This window comes from Nitrosomonas sp. Is37 (genome assembly GCF_033063275.1).
Lineage (GTDB): Bacteria > Pseudomonadota > Gammaproteobacteria > Burkholderiales > Nitrosomonadaceae > Nitrosomonas.
Genome location: NZ_JAWJYP010000011.1, coordinates 22,458 through 34,262, shown reverse-complemented (window position 1 = coordinate 34,262; position 11,805 = coordinate 22,458). Strand labels below are relative to the sequence as shown.

Below are 11,805 nucleotides of genomic sequence, written 5' to 3'. Positions count from 1 at the left end.
CATGATAAGAAATTGAAATCGGATTAAAATTCGCGAGCAAAAATACCGATAGATCGATCGATATTTTCAAGTGCGATACCAGCGCCCCGCACTACGCAGGTGAGCGGGTCCTCTGCAATAATGGCTGATAAACCAGTTTCTTCCATCAATAGACGATCAATATCACGCAATAGAGCCCCACCTCCTGTCATGACCATTCCCATTTCAGCAATGTCAGCACCTAGCTCCGGCGGGGTATGTTCCAGGGCAATTTTAACTGCACTGACAATGCTGTTCAATGGTTCAGTCACTGCTTCCAGAATCTCATTACTGGAAATCGTAAAGCTGCGTGGAATACCTTCTGCCAGATTACGTCCTTTGACTTCGATTTCACGTACTTCTGATCCTGGGTAAGCTGAGCCAATTTGTGTTTTGATGATCTCGGCAGTGGCTTCACCTATCATCATGCCGTAATTGCGACGAATATAATTGATGATTGCTTCATCAAATTTATCACCCCCCACACGTACTGAGTTTGAATAAACAATGCCTCCCAGAGAAATCACCGCAACTTCAGTCGTGCCGCCGCCTATGTCAACCACCATGGACCCCGTCGGCGTCTCAACAGGTAAATCCGCTCCAATGGCAGCAGCCATCGGTTCTTCTATAAGTTCTACTTTACGTGCGCCTGCTCCAAAAGCTGCCTCACGAATTGCGCGTCGCTCTACTTGAGTTGAGCCACAGGGAACAGAAATAACAATGCGTGGGTTAGCAGAAAACAGGCGAGGAGGGTTTACCTTTCTGATGAACTGTTTCAGCATCTGTTCAGTTACGGTAAAATCAGCAATTACCCCGTCCTTCATAGGACGAATTGCAGTAATGTTGCCAGGTGTTCGCCCAAGCATTTGCTTTGCTGAAAGTCCAACTTGCTGGATCACTTTCTTGCCGCTGGATCCTCCTTCTTGTCTAATTGCAACAACGGATGGTTCGTTCAATACGATACCGTGACCGCGAACATGGATCAGTGTATTGGCTGTGCCTAGATCAACTGCCATATCCGTTGAGAAATAATTTCCTAGAAAGTTATTATTCAGGAGGTTAAACATGAGGGCAAAATTCCATTAATGATGACAGATTCAAAAAAAGAAGTGGTTCAAGCACTATAGGGTTTACAAAAAGTATGTGCTCATCAGGCATGTCATGATACTCTATTACGTGTTTGAATATAAAGCTTATGACAGCAAATGACTTTATCAGTAGATGATGTAAAACGTGTAGCCAATCTTGCTCGTATTGAAATTAATGAAGATGAATCAAAACAAGTGCTTGCACAATTGTCTGGTGTTTTTAGCCTGATCGAACAGATGCAGGCTGTAGATACATCCAATATTGTACCAATGAGTCATGCGCAAGATATGATACAACGGTTGCGTGAAGATGTCGTTACAGAATCTGATCAACACATTCTATTTCAATCTATTGCCCCACAGGTAGAAGCAGGACTTTATTTGGTTCCTAAGGTGATCGAGTAAAAACATAGGCATGTTACCTCTTTTCAGTTAATTTTTGTAATTCTCCTTTGAATCCCCATGTTGAATGCTAGTCTTAAGCAGCTCGCCACACAGCTTTTGGAAAAGAAAATTTCCAGCGTCGAGCTGACTGAAGCGTTTCTTAAACACATTAAGTCGCTTAATCCAGAGTTAAATGCTTTTATTACCATCAATGAAGAGATGAGTCTTGCGCAGGCGCAAGTTGCTGACAAAATGATTGCATCAGGTCAGGCGCATCCTCTCACAGGAATTCCTGTGGCACAAAAAGATATTTTCTGTGCCACAGGATGGCTGACGACTTGTGGATCGAAAATGCTCTCAAATTTTGTCTCTCCCTATGATGCGATGGTAATCGAGCGCTTCAATCAAGTCGGAGCAGTCAATATCGGTAAGACCAATATGGATGAGTTCGCTATGGGGTCAAGTAACGAAACCTCCTATTATGGGCCGGTCAAAAATCCATGGGATACCCTGGCCGTTCCCGGCGGTAGTTCTGGTGGATCTGCATGTGCAGTAGCTGCGCGGATGGTACCCGCTGCAACGGGGACGGATACGGGTGGCTCCATACGCCAACCAGCAGCGCTATGCGGTATCTCGGGCATCAAGCCAACGTATGGATTGGTTTCTCGCTATGGCATGATCGCATTTGCTTCTAGCCTGGATCAGGGTGGTCCGATGGCTAAATCGGCTGAAGATCTGGCGCTGTTATTGAATGTAATGGTAGGGTTCGATGAGCGTGATTCAACCAGTCTGCAGCGTGAACCTGAAGATTATACGCGTGATCTGGAAAAACCACTTGGGCAGCTACGTATTGGACTACCCAAGGAATACTTTGCTAAAGGAATGAGTAATAATGTGGCAAGTGCCGTAGAAGCCGCTATTGCTGAGTATCGTAAGCTAGGGGCTACGATGGTTGAGGTTTCTTTGCCCAATACCAAGCTTTCTATTCCGGTTTATTATGTTTTGGCGCCGGCCGAAGCATCCAGTAATCTTTCTCGCTTCGATGGGGTACGTTACGGCTATCGTGCTTCCCGCTATACTGATCTCGAGGATATGTATAAAAAAACTCGAGCCGAAGGTTTTGGTGCAGAAGTCAAACGTCGTATCCTGATTGGTACTTACGTGCTTTCCCATGGTTATTACGATGCCTATTATCTCCAGGCGCAGAAACTGCGCCGTTTGATTGCAAGCGATTTTACTGAAGCATTTAAGCAATGTGATGTCATCATGGGGCCGACTTCACCGGCAGTAGCATTCAATCTTGGAGAAAGAAGCAACGATCCATTACAGATGTATTTATCGGATATTTACACCATTGCAGCGAATTTGGCCGGTTTACCCGCCATGTCGATTCCTGTCGGGTTTGGGGATAAGAACAGGCCGGTGGGACTGCATATTGTTGGTAATTACTTCAAAGAAGCTCGGATGTTAAACATTGCGCACCAATATCAGCAAGTAACAGACTGGCACTTGCGCGCACCTGTCGGCTTGTTTGAAGCAAAGTAAACAATTATTCATGATTTATCGGCTATTCCAGAAGTAAGAGAGGTTTTTTGAACATGCAATGGGAAATCGTTATCGGTCTTGAGATACATGCTCAACTCTCGACGCAATCGAAAATATTCTCAGGCGCCTCCACCGCCTATGGAGCGCAACCCAATACCCAGGCATGTGGAGTCGATATCGCATTGCCGGGGATATTGCCAGTATTGAATTATGGTGCAGTTGAGCGTGCAATTAAATTTGGCCTGGCGATTGGCGCAAAAATTAATTCACCTTCTGTCTTTGCGCGAAAAAATTATTTTTACCCGGATTTACCCAAAGGTTATCAAATCAGCCAATTTGAGCTGCCTGTGGTACAGGGCGGTAGTATCAAGATCCAGGTGGGTAATATCGAGAAAGCAGTACGGCTGACCCGTGCACACCTGGAAGAAGATGCCGGCAAGTCTTTACATGAAGATTTTCATGGGATGAGTGGTATCGATCTGAATCGTGCCGGCACCCCATTACTGGAAATTGTTTCTGAGCCTGATTTGCGCAGTAGTGCAGAAGCAGCTGCATATGCGAAAGCATTGCATACCCTGGTTCGATGGATCGGGATTTGTGATGGCAACATGCAGGAGGGATCATTTCGCTGTGACGCTAACGTCTCTGTCCGGCCGCGTGGAACAGAAAAGCTCGGTACCCGCTGTGAGATTAAGAATCTCAATTCATTCCGTTTCCTCGAAAAAGCAATTGATTTTGAGGCTAGACGACAGATTGAAATCCTGGAGGACGGCGGCAGCATCAGACAGGAAACGCGACTGTATGATGCTAATCGGGATGAAACCCGTACCATGCGCAGTAAGGAAGAAGCGCATGATTATCGTTATTTTCCTGACCCTGACTTACTACCGTTGAGTATTCCCAAAGAATGGATTGAGCAGGTCAAGGCAATGTTGCCAGAGTTACCGGAAGCAAGGCGTAATCGTTATATCGAAGATTATGGACTTTCCAGCTATGATGCAAGTGTTCTGACTGCAACCAGAGAAACAGCTGATTATTTTGAAAATACAGTCAAGCAACTGCCCGCACAGGCTAAGCTTTGTGCCAACTGGATCATGGGTGAAGTCAGTGGCAGACTCAATAAAGAGAATATCGAGATATCACAATGTCCAGTTAGCCCTGTGCAACTGGCAGGATTACTTGCGCGTATCAGCGATGACACCATCTCTGGAAAAAGCGCCAAGGATGTCTTTGATAGTATGTGGCAAAATGAGTATGGTGGTAGTGCTGATGCCATCATTGCTGCCAAAGGGCTTAAGCAGATTTCCGATGATAATGAAATCGAAAAGCTGATCGATGAGGTTCTTGCTGCTAATCCACAACAAGTGGCAGATTATCGTAGTGGCAAAGAAAAAGCTTTTAACTCGCTTGTTGGTCAGGTCATGAAAGCAACCAAGGGGAAAGCGAATCCTGCTCAGGTTAATACGATACTCAAGAAAAAATTGCTGGAATAAACCACTTTAACAGCGGGTAATTCTATTTCAAATCAAACATGACGCAAGAGCGAGCTACAGGCCGTATAAATAATACGGCAAGGCAAAGCCAACAAAGTCAGGTTTGATTTAGAAATGGAATAAGATGTCTGAAAGCTACTTATGTCCTGCCCCAGATCTAAAATTGAGCAAGATAAGAGGGAGCGAAAAACTCATTGATTGGGTGGAACGGGCAATCGGTGAATCCTGCTTCCTGTATTTCATTTGTTTTCTAATTCATCAGGATGCGCTACCAAGGGATTATTTGTCCATCATAGGCAAAAAATTTTCCAGAATCTGCTAATGTTATTCCCCTTAATACCTGCCGCATGCCTGTGACGCTTTGTTCCGTTGAAATCAGTGCATCTGGTCCGCCCATATCGGTTTTTACCCAGCCTGGGTGTAACAGTACTGAAATGATATCACGAGTTCTCAAATCAATAGCAAGACTCTTGGCAACTATATTGACTGCTGCTTTGCTCGAGCGGTAGATATAGCTGCCACCACGCTGATTGTCAGCAATGCTTCCCATTTTACTGGTAATGGTAGCAATTGTTTTCAGGCTACTGTTGCTGATTTGATTGACAAAAGCTTCAGCCATTTTGAGTGGCGCCATCGTATTGATTTGGAAGGTATTAGTCCATCCAGTATAGTCGATGCTGCCGAAACCGCCATCATCAGAAGGTGGATAAACTCCGGCATTGTTGATCAGCAGATCAATGGTTTCGTTAGCCAACGACCTGGATAATTGATCAATTTGTTGATGATCTGCAACATCAAGTGCATAAATTCTGATGTGATCCGGGTATTGGGTGGCGAGTCGATTAAGATTTTCTGCTTTTGCAGGTTGACGGCAACAGGCTATTACCTGCCAGCCATCTTTAGCATATTGACGGACATACTCTAATCCAATCCCACGATTTGTACCGGTAATCAGGGTGGTTGCCATATTGTTATTACTCCTTCACCTTGTGAATAAATAGTCTACTTGATTCAAAATTACGATATAGCAGCACAAAATAAATTGTTTAGGGGAATTCCAAGTAGTCACTACAATCGAACGATAATGTTATACTCATTTTTTTAACAGTACTTTTGGAGATAATTGTGAAGAAAATACTGACACTTCTGACTTTAGCCATGTTTACTTTTACCTTACTTCCATTTGACGACGCCGAGGCAAGACGGATGGGTAGTGGTAAAAGTATTGGGAAGCAACGCGATTCCATCAATCAACAGGCTACTCCAAAACCAGCACAATCTCAATCAGCAGCGCCTGCATCTGCTGCTGCAGCGGGTGGCGCTAGCAAATGGGGCGGAGCATTAGCCGGGTTAGCTGCGGGTGGTTTGTTGGCAGCTCTGTTCATGGGGGGAGCCTTTGACGGTATCAATATGGCGGATATGTTGGTGCTGGTGGTACTGGCTGCCGTCATATTCTTTATTATCCGCATGATGCGTAAACCCAGAACAGATCAGGTGTCTCGTCCAATACAGTTTTCGGGTGCCGGGGCAGATCGCGCTGGCAGTATTCTCACTCCAACTCCTCCAACCTCGGTAGCACCCCCAGCTATGGAGCAAACTGGCTCGACTACTACAGATAGCAACGGTGCTACAAATAGTATTCCTGCAGATTTCGAGGTAGAGCCGTTCTTGCGTAATGCTAAACTCTCGTTTATTCATTTGCAGGAGGCGTATGGTGCACATAATTTGGATGATATTCGTGCATATACTACACCTGAAATGTTTGCTGAGCTTAAAGCACAAATCAACGAGAGTGGTGACAAGCCTCAAAAAACAGAGGTGCTCTTCATTGATGCAAACTTACTGGATGTCACAGTTACAAATGATATGGCCATTGCCAGCGTGCGCTTTAATGGGCAATTGCGTGAATCACCCGATGCATCGCCAGAGTCATTTGATGAGATTTGGCATGTGGAGAAAGATCTCAGGGGTCGTAATGCAGCCTGGTTACTAGCAGGAATCCAACAACCTTCCTAAGAGGTTGTAAACAAATCTGCAGGCTGCCCCGATAGCTGCGTTGGGCGGTATTCATCCCTCGCCTATCTCATCCTAGGGTAGGTGGGGTTATACATTGTAAATATCGTAAATATTAAGGCTAACGTTTTTCTAAGCGGAGGCTTGCTATGAGAATAGCTGTCGTGTCAGATATCCACGGTAATTTACCTGCACTGGAAGCGGTTGTTGCACATTTTAAGCAAAGCGGTGTTGATGCTGTAGTAAATCTCGGTGATAACTTGTCAGGCCCACTGCTGCCATTGGAAACAGCACAATATTTAATGGCACAGGATTGGATACATATCTCGGGTAACCATGATCGCCAACTTCTCGCATATGGTACTGAGCAATGTACCGATGTGGATGAATTAGCCTATTCCCAGTTAACGCCGAAAGAACTTACCTGGCTCAAATCTCTTCCGCATAAAGCAGATTTGGGAGAAGACATCCTGCTTTGTCATGGTACACCGGCAAGCGACTCAACCTATTTCCTGGAAACCGTCGAGGCCCAAGGAGCACGTATGGCAACGCGTAAAGAAGTAGATGAGCGTCTGGGGACAACGCTGGCAAAACTGGTTCTGTGTGGACATACTCATAAGCCACGAGCAATTCGGGCTTCATCTGGCCAGCTCGTTGTTAATCCGGGTAGTGTAGGTTTGCCAGCTTATGATGATGCAACGCCTTATTTTCATGTCATTGAAACGGGCTCACCAGATGCGCACTATGCCATTGTGGAGCGCATTAAGGATCAGTGGATAGCTTCCCTTATCACTGTACCCTATGACCATGATTCTATGGTCAAACTGGCAGATTCACGCCACTATTATGATTGGGCGCAGGCGCTTGCAACAGGGTATATGTTCTAAATAGTAGTAGAAATTGGACTGATAATATTGCCTGAAAATCCTGATCGCAAGTAGATCTATATTGCTTTTTAATAAAGTTAACATCATTTATCCTATGTCTGCTTTATAATCTCAGCTTTTGTCATTTTGCTTCATGAGTGCTAACCGGTCACTGGCGTGGCATCCTGTTCCCGTCAATGCGGCAATTAACATCCGTTGGTGGTTGTTGCATCGAGACTCGCTGACACGCTTGATACAGCAACGCTGTAGCAAATTTTTGGTTGAGCCGGTCTTTCAATCGCTTGCACCTGCATGCGCCGATGAATTGGATATAATGAATTTACGTCGCAGTGAATTGGCTTTAGTGCGCGAAGTGTATCTTTACTGTAACGATACCCCCGTGATATTTGCTCATTCAGTGGTTGCAAGGAAACACCTCGATGATGCATGGCGTGGGTTGAGTCGCCTGGGCAATCGATCATTAGGTACCATGCTATTTACTAATCCGATGATCAAACGCGCTGAATTTGGTTATAAACAGCTGAATACCCATCATCCGCTTTTTAAACGAGCATGCCAGCGATTGCAGACCCCACCGCCTAGTTTATGGGCACGGCGTTCACTATTTACATTACAGGGACAGCCGATACTGGTCACTGAGGTCTTTTTGCCAGCCATTCTGAGGTTGAAAATATGATGAATAAAGAGCGGTTTATCGCCTACGCAAAACTGATAAGGCTGGATAAGCCCATCGGTATCTTGTTGCTGTTATGGCCTACCTTGTGGGGGCTGTGGTTTGCGGCTGATGGTCTGCCTGATTTGATGATTCTGGTTATTTTCGTTATAGGCACGATATTGATGCGTTCAGCCGGGTGCGCGATCAATGACTTTGCCGATCGCCGTATCGATCCTCATGTTGAGCGTACTAAGAACCGCCCGTTGGCTGTCGGTATTGTCACCCCTAAAGAGGCCGTGTTGCTGGCAGCAGGATTGAGTTTTTGCGCATTTTTGTTGATATTGCCACTGAATCAATTGACATTGCTGCTTTCTGTGGGCGCATTGTTTCTGGCTGGAACTTATCCTTTTACCAAACGCTTCTTTGTCATGCCGCAAGCGTATCTTGGTATTGCCTTCAGTTTTGGCATCCCTATGGCATTTGCGGCGCAGACCGGTGAACTACCTGCTATCATCTGGTTATTGCTGCTCGCCAACTTATGCTGGGTCATCGCCTATGATACGGAATATGCCATGGTTGACCGAGCGGATGATCTCAAAATTGGCATCAAAACATCTGCAATTACCCTTGGGCGTTTTGACGTAACTGGTATCATGCTGTGTCATACTGTCTTTCTGGGCGTGATGGTTTATGTGGGATGGCTGTTGCAACGAGGTGTTCCTTATTATCTCTCACTGGCAGCGGCATTGGGCTTGGTGATTTATCAGTATTTTCTGATTCGTGAGCGTAACCCTGCTAATTGTTTCAAGGCTTTTCTGCATAATAACTGGGTTGGTGCTACAGTATTTGCTGGGATTGTGCTGGATTCCTTAATCATTTCATTTCTAAATAAACCTGACTTAATCGGCTTCTTCTTGCCGTATTATTTATCCGTCTGCGGCACGCCTTCGTATCAGGTTTGATTTGGAAATGGAATAACAAGAAACTTCTAGGCTATTTATATCAATGAGATACAAAGATCTGCGTGATTTTCTCGTGCAACTGGAAAACCGAGGAGAACTGAAACGAGTGAGGGCCGAGGTTGATCCTTCGCTGGAAATGACCGAAATTTGTGACCGATTACTCAAAAAAGCCGGTCCTGCTGTGCTGTTCGAGAAACCGAAAGGGCATAGTATCCCAGTCTTGGGCAACCTGTTTGGCACGCCTGAGCGTGTAGCATTGGGAATGGGGCAAGAATCCGTCACTGCGCTACGGGAAGTGGGCAAATTGCTGGCTTATCTCAAAGAACCTGATCCCCCCAAAGGCCTGAGAGATGCATGGGAAAAGCTGCCAGTGCTGAAGCAGGTGCTCAACATGGCACCAAAGGTAGCTTCCAGCGCCGCATGTCAGGAGGTCATCTGGGAAGGGCAGGCAATCGACTTAGCCAAATTACCTATTCAGACATGCTGGCCAGGAGATGTCGCTCCGCTGATTACCTGGGGGCTTACCGTTACGCGCGGCCCACATAAAGCACGGCAAAATCTTGGTATTTACCGACAACAAGTCATTGCACCAAATAAAGTAATTATGCGTTGGCTTGCGCACAGAGGGGGAGCGCTGGATTATCGTGATTTCTGCATGGTCAATCCAGGCCAACCCTATCCTGTTGCAGTCGCCTTGGGAGCTGATCCGGCAACAATCCTGGGGGCTGTTACTCCGGTGCCTGATAGTCTCAGTGAATATCAATTTGCTGGATTATTGCGTGGTGCCAAAACAGAAGTCGTCAAATGCTTAAGCCATGACTTGCAAGTGCCCGCCAGTGCAGAAATCGTGCTGGAAGGTTTTATTTATCCCGATGAGACCGCTATTGAAGGACCCTATGGTGATCATACCGGTTATTATAACGAGCAGGAAACTTTTCCAGTTTTCACCATCGAACGCATTACCATGCGCCGTAACCCGATTTATCATTCCACCTATACTGGCAAACCACCTGATGAGCCGGCTATTCTGGGCGTAGCACTAAACGAGGTATTTGTGCCTCTGTTACAAAAGCAATTTACTGAAATTGTCGATTTTTATTTGCCACCAGAAGGCTGTTCCTATCGCATGGCTGTGGTTAGCATGAAAAAGCAATACCCAGGGCACGCCAAAAGGGTGATGTTTGGGATATGGAGTTTTCTGCGTCAGTTCATGTATACCAAGTTCATCATTGTCACAGATGACGATGTCGATATCCGTAATTGGAAAGAAGTCATTTGGGCGATTACGACACGCGTTGATCCAGCGCGAGATACCTTGATTGTGGAAAATACCCCGATTGATTATCTGGATTTTGCAAGCCCCATCTCTGGTCTGGGTGGTAAGATGGGATTGGATGCTACCAACAAATGGGCGGGAGAAACGACACGTGAATGGGGCAGACCGATTGAAATGGATGCTGCGGTCAAAATGCGTATTGATCAGCTCTGGAGTGAGTTGCCTTTTTGAAATAATGCTAGCTTAATTTTTTAGTGGATAGAGGAAGAAACCTGATCAAAGTCTATTACAACTCAGCCTGTCCGGTTTGTAAAGCTGGCATAGAAAGCCAGAAAAGCAAGATGGAAGGATGTTCGATCGAATGGAAAGATATACATTCGAATCCCCGATTAGTTACTGAGATCAATTCAGAGATTGAGCAGGTGCGCGAGCGACTGCATGTCGTTGATGAGCATGATCAAATTTATATCGGTTTCGATGCGTTTCTTATCATTTGGCGGCATTCTCCTAGCGAAAAATGGAAGGCAACGCTATTGGGTTTGCCTATTATTAAACAGCTAGGGCGGATTGCTTACAATCAATTCGCTGTCATGTTGTATAAATGGAACAAAGCGAAGAAGCATTGGTAGCTTTTGATGAGCCACAAAAGGCAAGGCGCGCCCTTTGTGCTAGTTACCACATGCCATACTACATACTAAAATATCTCAGCCAAAAAATTGGTAATCGACTGATAAGCCCGTTTTGCCGCTATTTCCTTGTAGATTGTTCCAAAAGCGGGATTATTAGCAATAGGGTTGGTAAAGGCATGCATGGTACCCCCATAGACATGCACCTGCCAGTCTACCCCTGCTTCGGTCATTTCCTTCTCAAAAGCTAACACTTGCTCTGGTGGTACCATAGGGTCATCATGACCATGTAAACAGAGTACTTTAGCGCTCATTTTCTTATTGGCTACATTACCAGGTGCAAAAATGCCATGAATACTGATTACACCTTTTACATCAGCACCAGATCGAGCCAGTTCCAGTGCACACATTCCACCAAAACAGTAGCCCATTGCCGCGATTCTTGCCGCATCGATTTGTGGTAGTTTTCGCACTGCATGTAATGCTGCGTTAATTCTTTGCCTCAGCAGGGCTCTATCACTTGCGTAAGGATTCATGAGTGCCGCGTTACCTTCAGTGTCCCCGTCGCGACCAAAAATACCTTTACCATACATGTCCAGCGCAAAACCCACATAACCCATTGCTGCGACTCTTTCTGCTGCCTTACAGGCAAATTCGCGCCGACCACTCCAGTCATGCGCAACTAATACGGCCGGTTTGGGGGTGTTTGTTTCGTGATAGGCCATATAACCTTCCAGCTGGGTATCGCCATCCTGATAATCAATGTATTTTGTAAGCATATTTATTCACTCCTTATTAATTGATATGGAAGAAACAATCATTATCTTATGCTAGCTTGATCAGCTAAACCCCAAAGCA

12 protein-coding genes are annotated in these 11,805 nt (G+C 45.6%); 9 read left to right on the top strand and 3 right to left on the bottom strand.

The window, feature by feature from the left end; genetic code table 11:
* Positions 1-23: 23 nt before the first annotated feature.
* A complete protein-coding gene (locus tag R2Q26_RS06835; protein WP_090569269.1) occupies positions 24-1,085 on the bottom strand; it encodes a rod shape-determining protein in 1,062 nt (353 codons plus the stop codon).
* A 138-nt stretch (positions 1,086-1,223) separates the two neighbouring features.
* Between R2Q26_RS06835 and gatC the strand changes: the two genes are divergently transcribed.
* From gatC to gatB, 3 genes are read left to right on the top strand one after another with little or no spacing between them, the layout of a single operon-like run.
* A complete protein-coding gene (gene gatC, locus R2Q26_RS06830) occupies positions 1,224-1,511 on the top strand; it encodes an Asp-tRNA(Asn)/Glu-tRNA(Gln) amidotransferase subunit GatC (RefSeq protein WP_090569266.1) in 288 nt (95 codons plus the stop codon).
* Positions 1,512-1,568: 57 nt separating this feature from the next.
* Positions 1,569-3,035, top strand: a complete 1,467-nt coding sequence (gene gatA, locus R2Q26_RS06825) for an Asp-tRNA(Asn)/Glu-tRNA(Gln) amidotransferase subunit GatA (RefSeq protein WP_317535598.1) — start codon at positions 1,569-1,571, stop codon at positions 3,033-3,035.
* A 53-nt stretch (positions 3,036-3,088) separates the two neighbouring features.
* On the top strand, positions 3,089-4,528 hold the full coding sequence (gatB, locus tag R2Q26_RS06820) for an Asp-tRNA(Asn)/Glu-tRNA(Gln) amidotransferase subunit GatB (RefSeq protein ID WP_317535652.1): 1,440 nt from the start codon (positions 3,089-3,091) through the stop codon (positions 4,526-4,528).
* 268 nt (positions 4,529-4,796) lie between these two features.
* Here the strand turns inward: gatB and R2Q26_RS06815 are convergent, their stop codons facing one another.
* Positions 4,797-5,495, bottom strand: coding sequence for an SDR family oxidoreductase (locus R2Q26_RS06815; RefSeq protein WP_317535597.1), 699 nt, complete (start codon positions 5,493-5,495; stop codon positions 4,797-4,799).
* Between the two features lie 158 nt (positions 5,496-5,653).
* Here R2Q26_RS06815 and R2Q26_RS06810 point away from each other — a divergent pair, with 158 nt between their 5' ends.
* The 6 genes from R2Q26_RS06810 to R2Q26_RS06785 all read left to right on the top strand — a co-directional run bounded on the left by R2Q26_RS06810 (position 5,654) and on the right by R2Q26_RS06785 (position 10,950).
* Complete coding sequence (locus tag R2Q26_RS06810) at positions 5,654-6,544, top strand: Tim44-like domain-containing protein (RefSeq protein ID WP_317535596.1); 891 nt, start codon at positions 5,654-5,656, stop codon at positions 6,542-6,544.
* Between the two features lie 146 nt (positions 6,545-6,690).
* Positions 6,691-7,428, top strand: a complete 738-nt coding sequence (locus R2Q26_RS06805; RefSeq protein ID WP_317535595.1) for a metallophosphoesterase family protein — start codon at positions 6,691-6,693, stop codon at positions 7,426-7,428.
* Positions 7,429-7,561: 133 nt separating this feature from the next.
* Positions 7,562-8,104 carry a chorismate--pyruvate lyase family protein gene (locus R2Q26_RS06800; protein ID WP_317535594.1) on the top strand — a complete coding sequence of 181 codons (543 nt, stop codon included), beginning with the start codon at positions 7,562-7,564 and terminating at the stop codon, positions 8,102-8,104.
* On the top strand, positions 8,101-9,045 hold the full coding sequence (gene ubiA, locus R2Q26_RS06795; RefSeq protein WP_317535593.1) for a 4-hydroxybenzoate octaprenyltransferase: 945 nt from the start codon (positions 8,101-8,103) through the stop codon (positions 9,043-9,045). The genes R2Q26_RS06800 and ubiA overlap by 4 nt, the downstream gene beginning before the upstream one ends.
* A gap of 43 nt (positions 9,046-9,088) precedes the next feature.
* Positions 9,089-10,552: a 4-hydroxy-3-polyprenylbenzoate decarboxylase gene (ubiD, locus tag R2Q26_RS06790; RefSeq protein WP_317535592.1), complete on the top strand. Its 1,464-nt coding sequence runs from the start codon at positions 9,089-9,091 to the stop codon at positions 10,550-10,552.
* Positions 10,553-10,575: 23 nt separating this feature from the next.
* Positions 10,576-10,950 carry a DUF393 domain-containing protein gene (locus tag R2Q26_RS06785; RefSeq protein WP_317535591.1) on the top strand — a complete coding sequence of 125 codons (375 nt, stop codon included), beginning with the start codon at positions 10,576-10,578 and terminating at the stop codon, positions 10,948-10,950.
* A gap of 65 nt (positions 10,951-11,015) precedes the next feature.
* On the opposite strand, the gene R2Q26_RS06780 is transcribed toward R2Q26_RS06785, so the two are convergent.
* Positions 11,016-11,726, bottom strand: coding sequence for a dienelactone hydrolase family protein (locus tag R2Q26_RS06780; protein WP_317535590.1), 711 nt, complete (start codon positions 11,724-11,726; stop codon positions 11,016-11,018).
* Positions 11,727-11,805 lie beyond the last annotated feature (79 nt).